The sequence below is a fragment of the Amycolatopsis minnesotensis genome (genome assembly GCF_039529815.1).
Classification (GTDB): Bacteria; Actinomycetota; Actinomycetes; order Mycobacteriales; family Pseudonocardiaceae; genus Amycolatopsis; species Amycolatopsis minnesotensis.
Genome location: NZ_BAAANN010000003.1, coordinates 240,507 through 261,332, shown reverse-complemented (window position 1 = coordinate 261,332; position 20,826 = coordinate 240,507). Strand labels below are relative to the sequence as shown.

Genomic DNA, 20,826 nt, shown 5'->3' with positions numbered 1-20,826 from the left:
CAACCTTGTTTGGCCTACTCGGTCGGCATCCCCGCCGTGACGCTCCTCGCCGCGGCGGACGCGGTCGCGATGCAGGCCGGGATGCCGACCCCGTGCAGCGCGGCGCCGGTGACCGCGAGCCCGCCCGCCTCGGCGACCGCGCGTTCGATGCGGGCCACCCGGTCGCCGTGCCCGACGGAGTACTGCGGGAGGCCGCCACCCCACCGCGTCACCGCGACCTCGATCGGCGTGGTGGCCAGCCCCGTCGTCTCGGCCAGATCGCGCCGGACGAGATCGGCCAGCTCGTCGTCGTCGACCTGCAGCGACGCCGTCTCACCGAACCGGCCGACGGACCCCCGCAGCAGCACCGGGCCGTCCTTTTCGCCGTGGTGGCCCCATTTCCTGGCCGAGAAGGTGAACGCCTTCGCGGTCAGCGGGGTGCCCGACGGGGCGCGCTCCCCCGACCCGATCAGCAGCCCGGACGCAGCCGGCAACTCGGTCCCGCGCGGGAACGCCATCGCGACCACGGCCATCGACGCCAGCTCGATCCCGGCGAACGCCTCCGCCGCGGCGGGCACGGCGTCGGCGAGCAGCCGCCTCGCCGCCGGTGCGGGCACCGCGAGCACGACCGCGTCGACGTCGAGCACCGACTGCTCCGGCGCGTGCGCCTGCGCGGCGGCGCCGAGTTCCAGCCGCCACCCGGTCGCCGTCCGCCGGAGCGCACGGGCCGGGACGCCGAGCCTGATCCGGGCGCGCGACAACTCCGCGAGCCTCGTGATGACGGTGCCGAGGCCGCCTGTGAGCGTTCCGAAGACGGGGGCGCCGCTCGGGGACGGCGGCATGATCGACGCGGCGGCCTCGGTGAGCGAGCTCGCTCCCCCGTCAATCGCCTTCGCCAGCCCCGGCATCGTGGCGCGCAGGCCGAGACCGTCGGCACCGCCCGCGTACACGCCGCCGAGCAACGGGTCGACGAGCCGGTCGACCAGCTCGTCGCCGAACCGCCGTCGCAGCAGGGCGCCGAGGTCGACGTCGTGCTCGCCCAGTTCGACGGGCGGGAGCTCCGCTTCGGCCGCGACGAGGTTCACCGCCTCCGGCGAGAGCACCCCCTTGACCGCCTCGGCCGAGGTGGGCACGCCCAGCACCGTCCCGGCGGGCAACCCGGTCGCGTGCCCGCCGGCGAGCACCGTGGCGCGAGCGCCGGTCGGATGGGTCAGCCGGTCGCCGAGGCCGATCTCCGCCACCAGGTCCATCGCCTCGGGCCTGCGGGCGAGGAAGGCTTCCGCGCCCACGTCGTAGGCGCGGCCCGCCAGGTCGATCGTGCGGAGCTTGCCGCCGAGCCACGGCGACGACTCGACGACCGTGATCTCCGCGCGGTCGCCGAGCCCGGCGCGCAGCCGGTAGGCGGCGGTGAGCCCGGAGATCCCACCGCCGACGACCGCGACACTGGTCATGGCTGGATCTGGTGAATCAGTTCGACCACCCTGGTCAGCACGTCCGGGTCGGTGCCGGGAAGCACGCCGTGGCCGAGGTTGAACACGTGCCCCGCGGCGGCCCTGCCCTCTTCGGCGATGCGCCGCACCTCGGCCTCGACGACCGGCCACGACCCCAGCAGCAGCGCCGGGTCGAGGTTGCCCTGCACCACCACCGGCTTCTCCGACGGGGACAGCCTGCGGACGGCCTCGTCGAGCGGCACGCGCCAGTCGACGCCGACGACATCGGGCCCGGCGTCGCGCATCGAGGTGAGCAGTTCCCCTGTCCCGACGCCGAAGTGGATCCGCGGCACGCCGTAGGCGGCCACCCCGTCGAAGACCCGCGCCGAATGCGGCAGCACGAATTCGCGGTAGTCGCGCGGCGAGAGCGCGCCCGCCCAGGAGTCGAAGAGCTGGATCGCGTCGGCACCGGCGTCGAGCTGGGCGGTCAGGAAGGTCAGCGCGACGTCGGCGAGCTTGCCCGCGAGCTCGTGCCACACCTGCGGCTCGGAGTGCATGAGCGCCTTGGTGTGCTCGTGGTTGCGGCTGGGCCCGCCTTCGATCAGGTAGGAGGCGAGGGTGAAGGGCGCGCCCGCGAACCCGATCAACGGCGTCGTGCCGAGCCGCTCGACGAGCAGGCGCACGCCGTCGGCGACCGCGGCGACCTGCGCCGGGTCGAGTTCGGGCAGCGCCGCGACATCGGCGGCGGAGCGGATCGGCGAGGCGACGACGGGACCGGTGCCCGGCACGATGTCGATGTCGACGCCTGCCGCGCGCAGCGGGACCACGATGTCGCTGAACAGGATCGCGGCGTCGACCCCGTGCCTGCGGACCGGCTGCAGGGTGATCTCGGCGAGCATCTCGGGGTCGAAGCACGAGTCGAGCATCGCCACGCCTTCGCGCAGCGCCCGGTACTCGGGCAGCGACCGGCCGGCCTGGCGCATGAACCAGACCGGCAGCCTCGCCGGCGTGCCACCGCGCGCGGCGACCAGGAAAGGGGCGTCGGGCAGCACTCGGCGAGCGGGGCTCGAGCCGGGTGCGGCGACCTGCGCGGCGGCCGGGCCGGGCGCGGGTGAAGCTGGCGTCGTAGGCATCGGTTCAATCATTCCACGCCCGCTTTGCCGCCTGTTTCCCCGGCGCGTCTGCCCGACCGCCGCGCCCTTCCCGCCTTACAGTCGAGCGGTGACCGCGATGACGCATGCGCCCGAGCTCTTCCGTGAAGCGGTCGCGGCGCTGCAAACCGTCCGGCCCCGGCCGGAGCTGACCCTCGACAGCGTCCGCGCGCCGCAGCGCCTCGCCCCCTGGTCGTACGCGCTGAGCGGCGAGACCACCGGCCCCGCCGACGTGCTGGCCTCCGGCAGGCTGGTGCTCCTGCACGATCCCGACGGCCAGGAGAACTGGAACGGCGTGCTCCGCATGGTCGTCTACGCCCGTGCCGAACTGGACCGCGAGCTCGCCAGCGACCCGTTCCTGCCGGCGGTGGGCTGGTCGTGGCTGACCGACGCGCTCGAGGGCGCGGGCGCGAACCTGACCGCGCTGGGCGGCACGGTCACCGAGACCTCGTCCGCCCGCTTCGGTGACATCTCCGGCCCGCCGAGGACCGACGACCTCGAACTACGGGCCTCCTGGACGCCCACCGACGCCGAACTGCACTCCCACGGCGAGGCGTTCTGCCAGATGATGGCCAGCATGGCGGGCCTGCCGCCGGTCGGCGTGACCCTGTTCGAGCACCGGCAGAGTTCCTGAGGCCGCTCGCCCGGCACCGCTGAGCGGGGATTTTGTCGGTCCCCGGCCGTAGTGTCCGCTCCAACCGAACCGGGAGGAGCGCCCCATGGCCACGTCCTACGCCTACCTGTACGTCACCGATACGCTCGCCGACTGGGAGATCGGGTACCTGACCGCCGAGCTCGACAGCGGCCGGTACTTCGCCGAAGCCGGTGCCAGGATGCCGGTCAGGACCGCGGGGCTGAGCCTCGACCAGGTCACCACCAAGGGCGGCCTCCGCCTCGTCCCGGACACCACCGTCGACCGGATCACCGCCGAGGACGCCGGGGTGCTGATCCTGCCCGGCGGGGACACCTGGCTCGACCCCGTGCACGACCCGGTACTGGCCAAGGCGGTCGAACTGCTCGAGGCGCGCGTACCGGTCGCCGCGGTCTGCGGCGCGACGATGGCGCTGGCAAATGCCGGAGTGCTCAACGAGCGTCCGCACACCAGCAACAACCTGGGCGCCCTGCAGGCCGTCTGCCCGGGCTACGAGGGTGAAGATCACTTTCGGGGCACGCCCGCGGTCACCGACGGTGACCTGATCACGGCCAGCGGCGTGGCACCGCTGCACTTCGCGAAGGCGGTGCTGGAGCGCCTCGGGGTGTTCTCCGCGACGGCGCTCGACGCCTGGTACCGATTGAACGCCGAACAACAGGAATCGGCCTATTTCGAGCTGATGAGTTCGCTTCCGCAACCGGTCACGGCACACTAGCCGGACGTCTCGCGAACTGGGCTCACGCGTTTGCACGGCTCATCTGCACGCGCCGTCAGCGAGTGCCAACCCTTGTTCATCGCGCTTGTTCGGCGGGATGTTAGCCACCGGCCGTGTACTAGCCCGATCGTGTGACTTCGACACCGGAACGTAACTACTCGATCAAGAGAGATACCCGTTCGATCCCCCCGCAGACCCTCTCGGGCGGCTAGAGTGCCTTCGACGACACCACTTTCGGTCTAAAGCTGGCGCGGCTGATTGGCCGAAAGTCCCGGTGCCGGTCGGGGGGCACGACCGACTCCAGGGAGGTAGTGACGTGGCTGCCGTCGGCTTATCTCAGGCCGTCAGATCCACGCCAGCCGGCGCTTTGCCGGCCAGCATGGTTCCGCATCCGCGGGAAGAACTTTTTTCCGTGCTGGTGGTCGATGACCACCCGCTTTTAAGGGAGGCGATTGCCGCTCGACTCGCACAGATGGGTGCGGGCACCGTTCACGAGGCCGCCACGGTGGCGGAGGCTCGAGCGAGGGCCACGGCCACTGGGCCGTGTGACCTCGCGATTCTCGACCTCGGCCTGCCCGATGGCAGTGGCATAGAGCTGGTTACGGAACTCCGTAGCCACGGCTGGCCCCGTGTCGTGGTGCTCGCTTCGTCCGACGACCCGTACGCGGTGCGGTCGGCGTTCCAGGCCGGTGCTCAGGCATACCTGCTCAAGTCCGCTTCGCCGGTGGTTGTCACCGACGGGGTTCGCAGGGTGCTCGAGGGCGGCGTGTACGCCGATCCCAGCGTGGCACCGGTACTGGCCACCGGCACCAGAGTCGCCGGCACCGACAACACCCCGCGCGAGCTTTCCGCGCGCGAGGTCGAGGTGCTGCAACTCGTGGCCGACGGCCAGTCCAACAAGGAGATCGGCGAGGAGCTCAGCCTCTCCGCACTCACCGTCAAGTCGCATCTTTCCCGGATCGGGCGCAAGCTCGGCACCGGCGACAGGGCGCAGATGGTGGCGTTGGCGATGCGCGCAGGCGTGATCCGCTGACGGAACGGAACGACCCGGTGGGACGGGCGGACCAGGCGCGGTGCGCCCGTCCCGTAGGGTCGTCAGCTGTGTCGACAGCGGAAGAGCACGGACAAGGCGAACCACCCGCACCGATCCTGCTGCGGGAGCCGGCAACCGGCACACCGCCGGTGGTCGCCGACCCCGTGGCGCTGGCGCGCGCCGTCGAGCTGATCGCGGGCGGGACGGGCGCCATCGCCGTCGACACCGAACGGGCCTCCGGGTACCGGTACTGGCCGAAGGCCTACCTCGTGCAGCTCAAACGCGAGGGCGCGGGCACCTTCCTGGTCGACCCGATCCCCCTCGAAGGCGAGCTCACCCCGCTCGCGGACGCCATCAACGGCGCCGACTGGGTGCTGCACGCCGCATCACAGGACCTGCCCTGCCTCGCCGAGCTGGAGCTGCATCCGGCGAGCCTGTTCGACACCGAGCTCGCGGGACGCCTCGCCGGGCACGAGCGGGTCGCACTGGGCACGCTCGTCGAGAAGCTGCTCGGCTACCGGCTCGAAAAGGGGCACAGCGCGGCGGACTGGTCGAAGCGGCCGCTGCCGGTGGACTGGCTGAACTACGCCGCGCTCGACGTCGAACTGCTGGTCGAGCTCCGCGAGAAGCTCGAAGCCGAACTCGAGACGCAGGGCAAGCTCGACTGGGCCCGCGAGGAGTTCGAAGCCGTCCGGACCGCACCCCCCGCCCCGCCGCGCGCCGAACCGTGGCGCCGGACCTCGGGCATCCACAAGGTGCGCACCGCACGCGGGCTGGCCGGGGTGCGCGCGCTGTGGGAAGCGCGCGACGAACTCGCCCGCAAACGCGACCGCGCGCCGAGCAGGGTGCTGCCCGACGCGGCCATCGTCAACGCCGTGCTCGCCGAGCCGAAGACCGTCGCGGACCTGCAGGCCCTGCCGGTGTTCGGCGGCAGGGTGCAGCGCCGGTACACCGCGAGCTGGCTGCGGTACCTCCAGGAGGCGCGCGCGCTGCCGAAGGACGCCCTGCCGAGCGCGGCGCAGCAGAACGACGGCCCGCCGCCGGCGAACCGGTGGGCGGACAAGGACCCCGACGCCGCGGCTCGCCTCGCCGCCGCCCGTGCGGCGCTGAACGGCATCGCGGCCGAGCTGAAGCTGCCCGTCGAGAACCTGCTGCTGCCGGACCTGGTGCGGCGGACCTGCTGGAAACCGCCCGCCGACCGCGACGAGGACGGTGTCACCGAGGCGTTGCGCGCGGGCGGGGCCCGCCGGTGGCAGCGCGAGCTGACCGTGCCCGCGCTGAGCAAGGCGTTGCAGGCCACCGCGTCCTGAGCCGCGCCCGGTCCCGTGCCGGCGGCACGCCCTCACCAGCTCGTGTGGTTTGCCCCACCCGACGGGGCCACCACCCTGGTTACCGACGGGTAACCAGGGCTAGGGTGCGGTGGTCGGCGATCCGTCAACCGGTTCGCCGTACCCGCAGATCTCATACGCAGAGGAGCACCCGTGTCAGCACGCGCAGTGCGCAATGTGGCCTTCGTCGAGGGGGTGCGCACCCCGTTCGGCAAGGCAGGCGAGAAGGGCATCTACGCCCAGACCCGCGCGGACGACCTGGTCGTCAAGGTGATCAGGGAGCTGCTGCGCCGGCACCCCGAGCTGCCGCCGGAGCGCGTCGACGAGGTGGCCGTCGCCGCCACCACGCAGATCGGCGACCAGGGCCTGACCATCGGCCGCACCGCCGCGCTGCTCGCCGGGCTGCCCAAGTCGGTACCGGGCTTCGCCATCGACCGGATGTGCGCCGGCGCGATGACCGCGGTGACGACGACCGCGAGCGGGATCGGCTTCGGCGCCTACGACATCGCGATCGCGGGCGGCGTCGAGCACATGGGCCGCCACCCGATGGGCGAGGGCGTCGACCCCAACCCCCGCATCGTCGCCGACAAGCTGGTCGACCCGACCGCGCTGGTGATGGGCCAGACCGCGGAGAACGTGCACGACCGGTTCCCCGAGATCACCAAACGGCGCACCGACGCCTACGCCGCGCGCAGCCAGGAGCGCTTCGCCGACGCGGTCAAGGCGGGCAGGATCGGGCCGGAGCTGGTGCCGGTGGCCACCCGCCACGCCGAGCTGGGCTGGGGCCTGGCCACCGAGGACGAGCCGCCGCGGCCGGGCACCACGGTCGAGCAGCTCGCCGGGCTCAAGACGCCGTTCCGCCCGCACGGCAGGGTCACCGCGGGCAACGCGGCAGGCCTCAACGACGGCGCGACCGGCGCCATCCTCGCCGACGAAGACACCGCGCGCGAGCTGGGCCTCCCGGTCGCCATGCGGCTGGTCGGCTACTCGTTCGCCGGGGTCGAGCCCGAGGTGATGGGCATCGGCCCGGTGCCAGCCACCGAGAAGGTGCTCGCCCGCACCGGTCTGTCCATTTCGGACATCGGGCTGTTCGAGGTCAACGAGGCGTTCGCCGTCCAGGTGCTCGCCTTCCTCGACCACTTCGGGATCGCCGAGGACGACGAGCGCGTGAACCCGTGGGGTGGCGCGATCGCGTGCGGGCACCCGCTGGCGTCGTCCGGCGTGCGGCTGATGACCCAGCTTTCGCGGCAGTTCGCCGAGCACCCCGAGGTGCGCTACGGCATCACCACCATGTGCATCGGGATCGGCATGGGCGGCACGGTCATCTGGGAGAACCCGGCTTGGGAGGGTGGAAAGTGATCACCGAGGAACAGGCCGAGCAGGCCTTCCCCGACGAGGTCGTGACGAGGGCGGCCACCAGGCTCGTATCGGTGCCCGGCCTCGACGGCCAGGTCGCGCTCATCACGATCGACAACGGCCACGACCACACGCGGCCGTCGACGTTCGGGCCGCAGAGCCTGGTGAGCCTCAACGCCGCCTTCGACGAGGCGGTCGCGGCGAAGCCCGCCGCCATCGCGGTCACCGGCAAGCCGTTCATCTTCGCCGTCGGCGCGGACCTGTCCGGCGTGGAGCAGGTCTCCGACCCGGAACTGGCCACCCAGATCGCGCAGAGCGGGCACGACGTGTTCCGCCGCTTCACCGAGTCCGAGATCCCGACCTTCGCCTTCGTCAACGGCGCGGTGATGGGCGGCGGGCTCGAACTGGCGCTGTCGTGCCACTACCGGACGCTGTCGGAGAACACGGCGGCGGTGTCGTTCCCCGAGGTGTTCCTCGGTCTCTTCCCCGGCTGGGGCGGCACGCAGCTGCTGCCGAACCTGATCGGGCCGGACGCCGCGGTGACCGTGATCATCGAGAACGCGCTCAACCAGAACAAGATGCTCAGCGTGGCGAAGGCCGCCGAACTCGGCATCGTCGACGAGGTGCTCGGCTCGGCCGACTACCTCGAACAGTCGCTGCTGTGGCTCGCGAAGGTGCTGCGCGGCGAGATCACCCCGCAGCGCAAGGAAATCGACCGCGGCGCGGGCTGGGATGCCGCGATCGCGCGCGCCAAGTCCATTGTGGATGGACGGACGAAGGGCGCGTCGCCCGGCGCGGTGAAGGCGGTCGAACTGCTGGAGCTGGCCAGGGCGAACGATCTCGACCGCGGCTACGCGGCGGAGACCGAGGCGCTCGCCGGGCTGCTGATGACCGACACCCTGCGCGCGGGGCTCTACTCGTTCAACCTCGTCAACAAGCGCGCGAAGCGCCCGGCCGGCGCGCCGGACAAGTCGCTCGCGCGCAAGGTGGGCAAGATCGGCATCGTCGGCGCCGGCCTGATGGCCAGCCAGATGGCGCTGCTGTTCGTGCGCAGGCTCAAGGTGCCGGTGGTGCTCACCGACGTTGACCAGGCCCGTGTCGACAAGGGTGTGTCCTATGTGCACGATGAGATCGACAAGCTGCTGGCGAAGGGGCGCACCTCCCCCGACAGCGCGAACCGGTTGAAGGCACTGGTTTCCGGCTCGCTGGACAAGGCCGCGTTCGCCGACGCCGACTTCGTGATCGAGGCCGTGTTCGAGGAGCTCGGCGTCAAGCAGCAGGTGTTCGGCGAACTGGAGCAGTACGTCCGGCCCGACGCGATCCTCGCCACCAACACCTCGTCGCTGTCGATCAGCGCGATGGCCTCGAAGCTCGAACACCCCGAGCGGGTCGTCGGCTTCCACTTCTTCAACCCGGTCGCGGTGATGCCGCTGCTGGAGATCGTCCGCGCGGACAGGACCGACGACGAAACGCTCGCCACCGCGTTCTCCCTCGGCAAGCAGCTGAAGAAGTCCAGCGTGCTGGTGAAGGACGAGACCGCGTTCGTGGTGAACCGGCTGCTGCTGCGCTTCGTCGGCGAGGTACTGGTCGCGGTGGACGAGGGCACCCCGTTCGAGGTCGCCGACGCCTCGCTCGACCCGCTCGGGCTGCCGATGTCGCCGATGACGCTGATGCAGCTCGTCGGCCCGGCGATCGCGCTGCACGTCGGCGAGACCCTGCACGGCTCGTTCCCTGACCGGTTCTCGGTCAGCGAGAACCTGCGCCGGTTCGTCGAAGCGAAGAAGACCGCCGTCTGGCAGTGGGACGACAAGGGCAACCAGAGCGTCGATCCCGAGGTCGCCGAGCTGTGGCAGCAGGGCGACCGGCCGTCCACGGCGGAGCAGGTCAGGGACCGCGCGCTGGCCGCGATCGCCGAGGAGATCCGGATCATGCTCGACGAGGGCGTGGTCGCCGAGGCGCAGGACATCGACCTGTGCCTGCTGCTCGGCGCGGGCTGGCCGTTCTGGCTGGGCGGCATCACGCCGTACCTCGACCGTTCCGGAGTGTCCGAAAAGGTCAACGGCAAGCCGTTCCTCGCCCCGGGAATCGCTTCGGTTCCCGCGCGCTGACCCGATCGGTCCACAGTAGACAAGACGCCCACCGCCGCACCGGCGGTGGGCGTCTTCGTGCTGGCCGGACTCAGGAACCGAGGCGGTCGGGATCCGGGCCGAGCCGTGTCCCCGACTCCAGCGTGGCGATGCCCGCGATATCGGACGAGTCCAGTTCGAAGTCGAAGAGCGCGATGTTCTCCTCGATCCGTTCCGCGGTCACCGACTTCGGGATCACCACGTGGCCCATCTCGATCTGCCAGCGCAGCACGACCTGCGCCGGTGTCCTGCCGTGCTTGCGCGCGACCGTGGTGATCACCTGCTCGCCGAGCAGATCGCCGCCGCGGGCCAGCGGGCTCCACGCCTCGGTCACGATCCCGTGCTCGTCGTGGAACCCGCGCAGCTCCGCCTGTTGCAGGAGCGGGTGCAGCTCGATCTGGTTCACCGCGGGCACGACCCCGGTCTCGTCGATCAGCCTGCGCAGGTGCGGGGGCTGGAAGTTCGACACCCCGATCGCGCGGGCGCGCCCGTCGCCGAGGATCTTTTCCAGTGCCCGCCAGGTTTCGACGTAGCGGTCCCGCGCGGGCAGCGGCCAGTGGATCAGGTACAGGTCGACGTAGTCGAGCCCCAGCTCCGCCAAGCTGGTGTCGAACGCCTTCAGCGCGCGGTCGTGGCCGTGCTCGGTGTTCCACAGCTTCGTCGTCACGAAGACCTCTTCGCGGGGCAGCCCGCTCGCGCGCACGGCCGCGCCGACGCCGCGTTCGTTCGCGTACAGCGTCGCCGTGTCGATACTGCGGTATCCCGCTTCGAACGCGGTGCGCACCGCGCGTTCGACCTCGTCGTCCGGGATCTTGTACACCCCGAACCCGAGTACGGGCATTTCGACTTCGTTGTTCAGCTTCCGCACGGGGACCATGCCCTCGAACCTAACCCCGGCCCGCCCTCACGGCACGGCGGGGAACCGCACGATCACCCGCAACCCGCCGCCGACCACCGGCTCCGCGGTGACCGAACCGCCGTGCGCCTGCACCGCGGCGCGCACGATCGACAACCCGAGCCCCGCGCCGGAACGCGCCGTCCTGGCCACGCCCGCCCGCCGGAACGGTTCGAACAGCTCGGGCACCACGGCCGGGTCGACGAGCCCGCCGGAGGACCGCACGACCAGTACCGCACCGTCCTGCCCTGCCTGCGTCGTCACCTCGATCCAGCCGCCGTCGACGTTGTGACGCACCGCGTTTTCGAGCAGGTTCCCGGCGACGCGTTCGAGCAACGCGGGATCGCCGATCGCGAACGCGGGCGCGGTGGCGAACTCGCTGCGCAGCCGTCGCCGTTCGGCCTCCCCGCGCGCGGCGCGCCACGCGCTGTCCACCACGGCGGCGAGGTCGACGTGCTCGGCGACCACCAGCCCGGCGCCGTCGGTGCGCGCCAGCAGCAGCAGGGAGCCGACGAGCTGCTCGGCGCGCTCCGTGGCGTCGCGCACCACCCCGGCCATCCGGCGCAGCTCGGCCTCGTCGGCGTCCTCATCGGACAGTGTGACGTCGAGTTCGGTCCTGATCACCGACAACGGCGTGCGCAGCTCGTGGCTCGCGTTCGCGACGAAGTGCCGCTGCGCGTCGAACGCGGCCTGCAGCCGGTCGAGCATGGCGTCGAAGGTGGCGGCCAGCTCGGCCAGCTCGTCCTTCGAATCGAGCTCGCCGATCCTGGCACCCATCGATTCGATCGAGAGCCGCCTCGCGGTGCCGGTGATCTCCCGCAGCGGCCGCAGCACGCGCGAGGTGAACGTCCAGGCGAGGATCGCGGTGGCCACCACCACGCAGCAGAACGCGATCGACCCGGCCAGCAGCACCTTGTCCCTGGCGTGCTCGCGCAGGTGCGCGGCGAGCTCGGAGGCGTCGACGTCGATGCCGTCGACGCGCACCGTGGTGTTGGGCGGCATCTGCGGGACGGCCGCGACCGAGTCGCCGACGAGGGTCCACGCCAGCCACAGCAGCACGAGGCTGACCGCGGCGGCGAGACCGGTCGCGAGGAGGGTGATGCGGGCACGCAGGCTGCGCGCGCCCACCAGGCCCGCCGAAAGCTCGCGAAGGTTCACCCGGCTTTCGTACCAGAGCCGGGAACGCGGTATCCCGAGCCCACCACGGTTTCGATGATGCCGGGCTCGCCGAGCTTCTTCCGCAGGGTCATCACGGTGACCCGCACGGTCGTGGTGAACGGGTCGGCGTTCTCGTCCCACACGCGTTCGAGCAGTTCCTCGCTGCTGACCACCGATCCGCTCGCCGACAGCAGGACTTCGAGCACGCCGAACTCCTTGCGGGTCAGCTCGACCGGGCCGCTTTCGCGCCGCACGGTGCGCTTCGCCGGGTCCAGTTCGACGTCACCGGCGACGAGCAGCGGCGGCGCGGCCGGGGTCGCCCTGCGGCCGAGCGCGCGCACCCTGGCGACGAGTTCCGGGAACGCGAACGGCTTCGCGAGGTAGTCGTCCGCGCCGAGGGAAAGGCCCTCCACGCGATCGGACACGGTGCCGCTCGCGGTGAGCATGAGCACCCTGGTCAGCTCGCCGGAGGCGACGATCTCCTTGCACAGCTCGTCGCCGGGCATCCCGGGCAGGTCCCGGTCGAGCAGCACCACGTCGTACCGGGTGACCGTCGCCTTCTCGTGGCCGTCGTCGCCGTTGAGGGCGACGTCGACGGCCATCCCCTCGCGGCGCAGTCCGCGCGCGATCGCCTCGGCGAGGGGTTCTTCGTCTTCCACTACCAGAATCCGCACTTCACCAAGGTGCCACACGATCCTGAGAACCAGTTAGGTGACCGCACCGCCGGTGTCACCTGGCGTCACGGCTGTCGCGAGTGGACAGCCAGCGCAGCGCGAACCACAGCTCCATCCTGGTTTCCGGGTCGGCGAGATCGGCGCCGAGCGCGCGCTCCACGAGCCCGATCCGGTGCCGGACGCTGTTGCGGTGCACCCCGAGCGCGGCGGCCGTGCGATCCCATCCCCCGTGCTGGGCGAGCCAGGTGCGCAGCGTGCGGACCAGATCGGCGTCCCGCTCGCGATCGAGTTCGAGCACCGGTGCCAGCAGACGGCGCGCGAAGTCCCCGGCGGCGTCCGCGCTGACGAGGCTGACGAGGCCATCGAGGCCATCGAGGCCGGTCTTCCGTTCGGCGACCACCGGACGGCCGAGCGCTCGCGCGCGGGCGAGGATTCCCTCGATCTCGGCGTGGGCGTCGCCCAGTTCGCCCGCCGGGCGCGGGGTGCCGACGGCCGTAAGCCACCCGTTCGCGCGAAGGTGTTCGAGCCGTCCCAGCGCCGGTTCCTCGTCGACGATCGCGATGAACCGCGCGCCGGACACCTCGACGAGCGGGGTGCCGAGATGCGTGCGCAGCCAGTCGTAGCCGCGTTCGACCGCGCCGGGACCGCGCCGGTGCGGTGTGCCCGCCACGACACGCCACTCGGCGCCGCGCAGCAGTCCCGCGATCGCCGTGCCCGGTGGTGCCGTGCCGAGCAGGAGCGCGGTGAGTCCGCCGCCGAGCCCCGCGGTGTCCGAGCCCGCCCTGCTCGCGAGGCCGAGCAGCGCCGCGCCGACCGCGACGATCGCGCGGTCGGCGCCGTCGAAGCGGCGCCGCCTGCCGACCGCGAGCAGCTGCGACGCGGTGGCCTGCGGGTAAACCGGTTGCGCCAGCACGACCGTGCCGTCGGCGAGTTCGGTGGTGGCACTGCGGATGCCGGTGCCCGCCCGCAGCGTGCCGAACAGCTCGACGACCCCGCCGGGCAGCGGCCGCGGCGCCCCGTGCTGGACGGCGGGCTCCGCGCCGTCGCCGACGAGCGCCACCCAGCCGCCGACGCGGGCGGACAGGCTGCCGGCCAAGGCGGCGGTGCCCTCCCCCGCCGCCTTGGTCAGCGCTTCGCGGGCTTCGGCGACGCGGCGCTGTTCGCGCTTCCCGGCGGTGGCGAGCGCGACCGCGACGGCCTTGCTGATGGCCAGGAACGGCGTGCGCGGCCAGACCACGAGCAGGGGCAGCCCGTGCCGGACGCAGGCGGCGCGGAGGTCCTCCGGCAGCGCTTCCCGCATCGGCGGGGTGACCCCGAACCCGAGCGCGGTGATGCCTGCCGCGCGCAGGCCGCGGACGTACCGGTCGAGCTCATCGGGTTCGGCTGGCAGGTTGACGCCCGCGGTGAGCAGCAGCTCCTGGCCGACGAGGTACGGCCCGGGGTCGCGCAGCTCGCTGACGTGCGCCCAGCGGACGGGCAGTTCGAGCGCGCCGGCGCGCAGGCTCTCGCGGACCACCTCGAGCGCGAGGCCGGGGTTGTCGACGACCACGCGTAGCGGAACCTGCGCCTCGGTGTCGTGAGAATCGATGAGCGAGGTCATTTCATCTCAAGTCTAGGTCAAACTGGGACGATCTATCCACGGTGCGGTGCACCCGCCCGGTCCCTACGGTGTCCCGAACAGCACTCCCCAAGCGCTCCCTGAGGAGGACACCGTGGCCGGTGACTATGCGGTGATCGCGCTCTACATCGCGGGCATGATCGGCATCGGCTGGTTCGGGCTCCGCCTGGCGAAGACGAAGTCCGACTACCTGGTCGCCGGGCGGCGGCTCGGCTGGTTCATGTACTCGGGCACCATGTCGGCCGTCGTGCTCGGCGGCGCGTCCACGGTCGGCGGGGTCAAGCTCGGCTACACCCACGGCATCTCCGGCGCCTGGCTGGTGCTCACCATCGGCATCGGGATCCTCCTGCTGCACGCGCTGTTCGCGAGGCGGCTGGTGAAGCTGCGCGTCTACACCGTCGGCGAGATGCTCGACCTGCGCTACGGCGGTTCGACGTCGGCGATCTCGGGCGTGGTGATGTGGGCCTACACGCTGATGCTCACGGTCACCTCGACGCTCGCCTTCGCGACGATCTTCAAGGTGCTCTTCGACGTCCCGTCGATCGCGGGGATCGGGATCGGCGGCGCGATCGTGGTGCTGTACTCGGTGCTCGGCGGCATGTGGTCGATCACGCTGACCGATATCGCGCAGTTCGTGATCAAGACGATCGGGATCCTGTTCGTCCTGCTGCCGGTGTCGATCAGCGCGGCAGGCGGCTTCGACGGGCTCCGCGCGCGGCTCGACGCGACGTTCTTCGACTTCACCGGCATCGGCGGCGAAACGATCTTCACCTACGTGCTGGTCTACGGCTTCGGCCTGCTCATCGGGCAGGACATCTGGCAGCGCGTGTTCACCGCGCGCACACCGGCGGTGGCCACCGGCGGCGGCGTGCTTTCCGGCGTCTACTGCCTGGTGTACGGCATCGCGGGCGCGTTGATCGGCACCGCGGCGAAGGCGCTCTACCCATCGCTGGCGAGCGCGCAGGACGCGTTCGCCACGATCGTCGAGAACCTGCTGCCCGCGGGCGTCCGCGGGCTCGTGCTCGCCGCCGCGCTGTCCGCGATGATGTCGACCGCCAGCGGCGCGCTCATCGCCTGCTCGACGGTCAGCACCAGCGACCTGCTCGCGAAGCTGCGCCGGGGCCGGACCGCGAGCGACGACGCCGAACTCCGCCGCAACCGGTGGACCACGCTCGCGCTGGGCCTGCTGTCGATCGGCATCGCGATGATCGTCACCGACGTCGTCGCCGCGCTCACCGTCGCCTACAACATCCTCGTCGGCGGCCTGCTCGTCGCGATCCTCGGCGCGCTGTTCTGGAAGCGCGGCACGCGGGCCGGCGCGCTCGCGTCGATGAGCACCGGGTCGGTCGTCGTGATCGTCTCGATGATCACCGCCGGGCTGGACGCCAACGAACCGATCTACTTCGGGCTCGGCGCGAGCCTCGTCGCCTACGTGGCCGTGAGCCTCGTGACGAAGCGGACGCCGCCGGAGGTGCTCGGCACCTGGACCGCGCGCCTGAGCGGCGAACCCGCTCCCGCGCTCGAGAACAACGTTTCCTGAAGAACGGTAAGGAGCAGCAAGTGAGCAGTCAGACCCCGATCGGGCCCGCCGACTCGTCGAAGGTCCCCCGGTTCGCCGGTTTCGCGACCTTCGCCCGCCTGCCGAGGGCGGACCAGGTCGAGCGGGCGGATGTGGCCGTGGTCGGCGTCCCGTTCGACTCGGGCGTGTCCTACCGACCGGGCGCCCGGTTCGGACCGGCGTCGGTGCGCGAGGCGAGCCGTCTGCTGCGGCCGTACCACCCGGACCTCGACGTCTCCCCGTTCGCGACCGCGCAGGTGGTCGACGCGGGCGACATCGCGCTCAACCCGTTCAACATCGGCGAAGCGATCGAAACCCTGCAGCACGGGGCCGAAGCGCTCACCGCCGGCGGGACGAGCCTGGTGACGGTCGGCGGCGACCACACGATCGCGCTGCCGCTGCTGCGGGCGGCCGCGAAGAAGCACGGCCCGGTGGCACTGCTGCACTTCGACGCGCACCTGGACACCTGGGACACCTACTTCGGCGAGCCGTACACGCACGGCACCCCGTTCCGGCGCGCGTCCGAGGAAGGGCTCCTCGACACCAGCGCGCTCTCGCACGTCGGCACGCGCGGGCCGCTGTACGGCAAGCGGGACCTCGAAGAGGACCGCAGGCTCGGCTTCGGGATCGTCACCTCCGGCGACGTCCTGCGCCGCGGCGTCGGCGAAACCGTCGACGCGCTGCGCCAGCGCATCGGCGACCGGCCGCTGTACGTCTCCGTCGACATCGACGTGCTCGATCCCGCGCACGCGCCGGGCACCGGCACCCCGGAGGCGGGCGGCATGACCAGCAGGGAGCTGCTGGAGATCCTGCGCGGGCTGCGGGGCTGCAACCTGATCGGCGCGGATGTGGTCGAGCTGGCCCCGGCATACGATCACGCGGAGATCACCGCGATCGCGGCCTCGCACGTGGCGTACGACCTGGTGAGCCTGCTGAGCCTGCGGAAGAACGAGAACCAGGGGACGGAACGGTGAGCGGAGAAGACCGGATCGGCGGCGACGTCGTCGTCGAGACGTTGCGCGCGCTCGGCGCCGAAACCGTGTTCGGCCTGCCGGGCCAGCACGCGCTCGGGTTGTTCGAGGCGCTGCGGCGCGCTCCCGACCTCGCGGTGATCGGCGCGCGGGTGGAGAACAACCTCGCGTTCGCCGCCGACGGGCACGCCCGCGCGCGGCTGGACGCGGACCCGTCCGGCCCGGTGCCGGTCACCCCCATGATCGTCTCGACCGGCCCCGGCGCGCTGCTGACACTGGCGTCGCTGCAGGAGGCGAAGGCGAGTTCGGTGCCGGTGCTGGGGATTTCCAGCCAGATCCCGGTGGCCGGGCTCGGTGGCGGGCGGCACGGGTACCTGCACGAGCTGCCCGACCAGCAGGCGAGTTTCCGCGGCGTGGTGAAGTCGGTGCACACCGTGCGGACCGCGAGCCAGATCCCGACGGCGCTGCGGGAGGCGTGGGAATCCGCGGCGACCGCGCCGTACGGGCCGGTGTGGGTGGAGATCCCGCAGGACGTGCTGCTCGAACCGGTGAGCCTGCCGCCGATCACCTCCGCGGCGGCCGCTCCCCCGGCGAAGGCGCCGTTGCCGGAACTGGTCGCCGCGGCGGCGGAACTCCTTGCCGCCGCGGAGAACCCGGTCATCCTGGCCGGGGGCGGCGCGGTCCGGTCGGGTGCCCGCGAGCCGCTGCGCACGCTGGCCGAAGCCCTGCGCGCGCCGGTGCTGTCCACGTTCGGCGGCAAGGGCGCGTTCGCATGGGACCACCCGCTGTCCGGCCAGTCGTGGGCGGAGGACTGGCATTCCACCGAACTGCTCGCCGGCTCCGATGTGCTGCTGGTACTGGGTTCCGGGCTCGGCGAGCTGTCGAGCAACTACCGCGAGTTCGCCCCGCGCGGCCGGATGATCCAGGTCGAAGCCGACGCGGGCAAGATCGAGTCCAACTACGCCGCGCTCGGGATCCACGCCGACGTCGGGGCGACGCTGGAGGCGCTGCTCCCGCTCGTGCCCGCGCGCGAACCCGACGGGCGCGCGGAAGCCGCCGTCGCGGAGTTGCTGAAGAAGGTGCGCGCCAGGCTCGACGCGCAGCCGCTCGACCGGGAACGGCAGGTGCTCGCCGACGTCCGCGCCGCGGTGCCCGAGGGCACCCCGTCGTTCTGGGACATGACGATCCTCGGCTATTGGGCATGGTCGGCCTGGAACGCCGACGGCGCGCCGATCCACACCTCGCAGGGCGCGGGCGGGCTCGGCTACGGGTTCCCCGGCGCGCTCGGCGCGGCCGCCACCGGCAGGCGCGCGCTGGCCGTTTCCGGTGACGGCGGCGCGATGTACGGGATCGCCGAGCTGGCCACCGCGGTGCAGCACGGGCTCGACGTGACCTGGCTGATCGTCGACGACGGCGGTTACGGGATCCTGCGCGAGTACCTCACCGGCGCGTTCGGCCAGTCGACGGCCACCGAGCTCGCCCGCCCCGATTTCGTCGCGCTCGCCGAGTCGTTCGGGGTGGCCGCGAAACTGTCCAGTGTGGACACCGTCGGCGCCGATCTCGCCGAGGCGCTGCGCACCCCCGGCCCGAACGTGGTGGTGCTGCCCGCCCTGCTCCGCATGTTCGCCCCGACCCACCTCGACCGCACGGAGTCCTGATGACCTTACGGAACTTCGTCGGCGGCGGGCTCGTCCCCGCCGCGGGCGACCGCACGCTGCCCCTCGTCGACCCCGCGACCGGAGAGGTCACCGGTTCGAGCGTGCTGTCCGGACAGTCCGATGTGGACGCGGCGATGGCCGCGGCCGCTCGCGCGTTCGGAGTGTGGCGGCGCACCACCCCCGCCGAGCGCCAGCTCGCGCTGCTGCGGATCGCCGACGCGGTGGAGCGCAGGGCCGGGGAGTTCGCCGACGCCGAGATCGCCGAAACCGGCAAGATCCGGCGCGTGGTGCTCGACGAGGAGATCCCGGAAAGTGTCAGCGCGCTTCGGTTCTTCGCCGGCGCGGCACGTCAGCTCGACGGCACCGCCGCCGGGGAGTACCTGGCCGGCCACACCTCGGTGATCCGCCGCGAACCGATCGGCGTCTGCGCGCAGATCGCGCCGTGGAACTACCCGCTGATGATGGCCGTGTGGAAGATCGCCCCCGCGCTCGCGGCGGGCAACACCGTGGTGCTCAAACCCGCCGAGACCACGCCGAGCACGGCCGTGCTGCTCGCCGAAGTGGCCGCGGAGTTCCTCCCCGATGGCGTGTTCAACGTGCTGTGCGGCGACCGCGAAACCGGCAGGGCGCTGGTGCGGCACCCGGTCACCGACCTCGTCTCCATCACCGGCTCGACCAGGGCCGGGATCGATGTGGCGACGGTGGCCGCCGCCGATCTCAAGCGCACCCACCTCGAACTCGGCGGCAACGCGCCGCTGCTGGTGTTCCCCGACGCCGACCTCGCCGCCACCGCGGAGGGCATCGTCGGCGCCGCCTTCTACAACGCCGGTCAGGACTGCACCGCGGGCAGCAGGGTGCTGGTGCACGAGTCGGTGCACGACGAGTTCGTCGCCGCGCTGACCGCGACCGCGGCCGCGACCGTGCCGGGCACGGACTTCGGCCCGCTGAACAGCGCGGCCCAGTTCGACCGGGTGCGCGGGCTGATCGACCGGCTCCCCGCGCACGCCCGCGTCGAAACCGGCGGCACGCCTGGCGGGAGCAGCGGATTCTACTTCGCTCCCACCGTGGTTTCCGGGCTGCGGCCAGGTGACGAGATCGTGCAGGAGGAGATCTTCGGGCCGGTGCTCACCGTCCAGTCCTTCGCCGACGAGGACGAGGCGCTTTCGCTCGCCAACGGGGTGTCGTACGGGCTCGCGTCCTCGGTGTGGACGAAGGACCACTCGCGCGCGGTCAGGGTGTCCGGGCTGCTCGACTTCGGCTGCGTCTGGGTGAACACGCACGGGCCGCTGGTCGCCGAGATGCCGCACGGCGGTTTCGGCCACTCCGGGCACGGAAAGGACCTGTCCGGGTACGCCTTCGCCGAGTACACGCGCGTGAAGCACGTCATGACGGCGTTCTAGGGCACTCCCACGCGGTCACCACGGCGTCGCAGATTTCGCGCTGGGCCTGCCCGGCGAGAAAACCGTGGTGCCCGCCGGGAAACAGGTGCACGGACGCGTCGGGCGCGATATCGGCCAGCGCTTCGGCGAACTGGCGCGAGGAGTCGCGTTCGCCGGTGAACAGGCGCAGTGGCACCGAAATCTCCGACGGGGTGAAACCCCACCCCTGACGGCCCCACAGCACCAGGAGATCCCTCGCGGTGGCGGCCGAACCCTGGCGGGCGGCTTCGCGCGCCATCGCCATGAAGGTCTCCTGGCCATCCACTGTGGACCATAACTCGGCGAGGAGCGGCCGGTCGACGGCCGGGAAGTAGCGCAGGATCCGTGCGCGCGCCGCCGGATCACGCACGCGTTCCGGACGCGACAACGCCTTCGTCATGAGCGGGGCGACCACGCGGCGCACCAGCCATGGCATGCGGCGAGCCAGTCCGGCGATGGCGCGCTGCCGGCGATCCGGTCCGGGAGCACCCTCGGGCGTGGCGGTGTTGACGAGCACGCCGCCGCGAACCCGCCGCGGCAACGCGTACGCGCACGCCATCGCGTGCGCCGCGCCGGAGGACCAGCCACCGACGACGAAACCGTCGAGGCCGAGGGCGTCCGCCACCGCCGTCACATCCCGCGCCCAGTCCAGGATGTCGTGCCCGGGGCCGGGTGTGGACCCGCCGATCCCCGGCCGGTCCGCGGCGAGCACCCGGACTCCGCGATAGCGGGCGGCGCCGTCGAAGAGGCGGCCCTCCGCGCCCGCGGAATTCGTGCCGTGGAAGTACAGCCACGGCACGCCACCGGGATCGCCGAACTCCTCGACCGCGATCACGCGCCCCGCACCCGCTCCGAACAGCTTCGTCACGTTTCCCCCTATATGACGTACAGAACGGTATCATCGGCAACTATACGCCGTACAGGTCCGGTGAAGGATTCCGAAGTCGCTCACGGTCGCGTGGTTCGCGAACGCGATTCGTCGAAGGGGTGTGACAAGTTCGGGGTTCCGGCGCCGGAGATCGCGGCGATAATTGCCGCGAGATGTCCAACGTGCGAACATCGCTTTCACTCTTCCACGGCGGGGTGGAACGCTTGGAGGCCCCATG

Annotated in this window: 17 protein-coding genes; 10 read left to right on the top strand and 7 right to left on the bottom strand. The window is 71.8% G+C overall.

The genetic code is table 11. The features are described 5' to 3' along the window. Positions 1–14 precede the first annotated feature (14 nt). Together hemG and hemE are read right to left on the bottom strand one after the other, a co-directional pair. Positions 15–1,430 carry a protoporphyrinogen oxidase gene (gene hemG / locus ABD256_RS05225; protein ID WP_344413991.1) on the bottom strand — a complete coding sequence of 472 codons (1,416 nt, stop codon included), beginning with the start codon at positions 1,428–1,430 and terminating at the stop codon, positions 15–17. After that, positions 1,427–2,542, bottom strand: a complete 1,116-nt coding sequence (gene hemE, locus ABD256_RS05220) for a uroporphyrinogen decarboxylase (RefSeq protein WP_344413989.1) — start codon at positions 2,540–2,542, stop codon at positions 1,427–1,429. Before hemE ends, hemG begins: the two co-directional genes overlap by 4 nt. Before the next feature lie 88 nt (positions 2,543–2,630). On the opposite strand from hemE, the gene ABD256_RS05215 reads away from it, so the two are divergent. From ABD256_RS05215 to ABD256_RS05190, 6 genes are all read left to right on the top strand, one after another. Then, the gene (locus ABD256_RS05215; protein WP_344413987.1) at positions 2,631–3,194 is read left to right on the top strand and encodes a DUF3000 domain-containing protein; all 564 of its coding nucleotides are present in this window, start codon (positions 2,631–2,633) and stop codon (positions 3,192–3,194) included. 85 nt (positions 3,195–3,279) lie between these two features. Beyond that, on the top strand, positions 3,280–3,927 hold the full coding sequence (locus ABD256_RS05210) for a type 1 glutamine amidotransferase family protein (protein ID WP_344413985.1): 648 nt from the start codon (positions 3,280–3,282) through the stop codon (positions 3,925–3,927). Between the two features lie 316 nt (positions 3,928–4,243). Beyond that, on the top strand, positions 4,244–4,960 hold the full coding sequence (locus ABD256_RS05205; protein WP_040406084.1) for a response regulator: 717 nt from the start codon (positions 4,244–4,246) through the stop codon (positions 4,958–4,960). Positions 4,961–5,028: 68 nt separating this feature from the next. After that, positions 5,029–6,270 (top strand): HRDC domain-containing protein, encoded by a 1,242-nt coding sequence (locus ABD256_RS05200; protein ID WP_344413981.1) that lies wholly within the window; start codon positions 5,029–5,031, stop codon positions 6,268–6,270. 186 nt (positions 6,271–6,456) lie between these two features. Continuing rightward, a complete protein-coding gene (locus tag ABD256_RS05195; RefSeq protein ID WP_344414211.1) occupies positions 6,457–7,647 on the top strand; it encodes a thiolase family protein in 1,191 nt (396 codons plus the stop codon). Then, positions 7,644–9,752 carry a 3-hydroxyacyl-CoA dehydrogenase NAD-binding domain-containing protein gene (locus tag ABD256_RS05190; protein ID WP_344413979.1) on the top strand — a complete coding sequence of 703 codons (2,109 nt, stop codon included), beginning with the start codon at positions 7,644–7,646 and terminating at the stop codon, positions 9,750–9,752. The genes ABD256_RS05195 and ABD256_RS05190 overlap by 4 nt, the downstream gene beginning before the upstream one ends. 70 nt (positions 9,753–9,822) lie before the next feature. Here ABD256_RS05190 and ABD256_RS05185 read toward each other — a convergent pair whose 3' ends face one another. Genes ABD256_RS05185 through ABD256_RS05170 form a run of 4 tightly spaced genes read right to left on the bottom strand, consistent with a single transcriptional unit; the run spans position 9,823 to position 14,097 of the window. After that, entirely contained in the window at positions 9,823–10,647 is an 825-nt protein-coding gene (locus tag ABD256_RS05185) for an aldo/keto reductase (protein WP_344413977.1), read from the bottom strand. Between the two features lie 27 nt (positions 10,648–10,674). Then, a complete protein-coding gene (locus tag ABD256_RS05180) occupies positions 10,675–11,823 on the bottom strand; it encodes a sensor histidine kinase (protein ID WP_344413975.1) in 1,149 nt (382 codons plus the stop codon). Then, positions 11,820–12,497 carry a response regulator transcription factor gene (locus ABD256_RS05175; RefSeq protein ID WP_215545517.1) on the bottom strand — a complete coding sequence of 226 codons (678 nt, stop codon included), beginning with the start codon at positions 12,495–12,497 and terminating at the stop codon, positions 11,820–11,822. The genes ABD256_RS05180 and ABD256_RS05175 overlap by 4 nt, the downstream gene beginning before the upstream one ends. A gap of 55 nt (positions 12,498–12,552) precedes the next feature. Then, positions 12,553–14,097, bottom strand: a complete 1,545-nt coding sequence (locus ABD256_RS05170; RefSeq protein WP_344413971.1) for a PucR family transcriptional regulator — start codon at positions 14,095–14,097, stop codon at positions 12,553–12,555. A gap of 112 nt (positions 14,098–14,209) precedes the next feature. Between ABD256_RS05170 and ABD256_RS05165 the strand changes: the two genes are divergently transcribed. The 4 genes from ABD256_RS05165 to ABD256_RS05150 are packed head-to-tail and all read left to right on the top strand — an operon-like array spanning position 14,210 to position 19,702. Beyond that, the gene (locus tag ABD256_RS05165) at positions 14,210–15,655 is read left to right on the top strand and encodes a sodium:solute symporter family protein (protein WP_344413969.1); all 1,446 of its coding nucleotides are present in this window, start codon (positions 14,210–14,212) and stop codon (positions 15,653–15,655) included. A 20-nt stretch (positions 15,656–15,675) separates the two neighbouring features. Further along, positions 15,676–16,647 (top strand): agmatinase, encoded by a 972-nt coding sequence (gene speB, locus ABD256_RS05160; protein ID WP_344413967.1) that lies wholly within the window; start codon positions 15,676–15,678, stop codon positions 16,645–16,647. Next, positions 16,644–18,302 (top strand): thiamine pyrophosphate-binding protein, encoded by a 1,659-nt coding sequence (locus ABD256_RS05155; protein ID WP_344413965.1) that lies wholly within the window; start codon positions 16,644–16,646, stop codon positions 18,300–18,302. Before speB ends, ABD256_RS05155 begins: the two co-directional genes overlap by 4 nt. Continuing rightward, on the top strand, positions 18,302–19,702 hold the full coding sequence (locus ABD256_RS05150; protein ID WP_425546379.1) for an aminobutyraldehyde dehydrogenase: 1,401 nt from the start codon (positions 18,302–18,304) through the stop codon (positions 19,700–19,702). The genes ABD256_RS05155 and ABD256_RS05150 overlap by 1 nt, the downstream gene beginning before the upstream one ends. Here ABD256_RS05150 and ABD256_RS05145 read toward each other — a convergent pair. Beyond that, the gene (locus ABD256_RS05145; protein WP_344413963.1) at positions 19,686–20,588 is read right to left on the bottom strand and encodes an alpha/beta fold hydrolase; all 903 of its coding nucleotides are present in this window, start codon (positions 20,586–20,588) and stop codon (positions 19,686–19,688) included. The genes ABD256_RS05150 and ABD256_RS05145 overlap by 17 nt on opposite strands. Positions 20,589–20,826: the final 238 nt, after the last annotated feature.

Coding starts and splice junctions, on each gene's coding strand:
- ABD256_RS05150 (WP_425546379.1), top strand. CDS start 18,302: ATGACCTTACGGAACTTCGTCGGCGGCGGGCTCGTCCCCGCCGCGGGC.
- ABD256_RS05210 (WP_344413985.1), top strand. CDS start 3,280: ATGGCCACGTCCTACGCCTACCTGTACGTCACCGATACGCTCGCCGAC.
- ABD256_RS05170 (WP_344413971.1), bottom strand. CDS start 14,097: ATGACCTCGCTCATCGATTCTCACGACACCGAGGCGCAGGTTCCGCTA.
- ABD256_RS05185 (WP_344413977.1), bottom strand. CDS start 10,647: ATGGTCCCCGTGCGGAAGCTGAACAACGAAGTCGAAATGCCCGTACTC.
- hemE (WP_344413989.1), bottom strand. CDS start 2,542: ATGCCTACGACGCCAGCTTCACCCGCGCCCGGCCCGGCCGCCGCGCAG.
- hemG (WP_344413991.1), bottom strand. CDS start 1,430: ATGACCAGTGTCGCGGTCGTCGGCGGTGGGATCTCCGGGCTCACCGCC.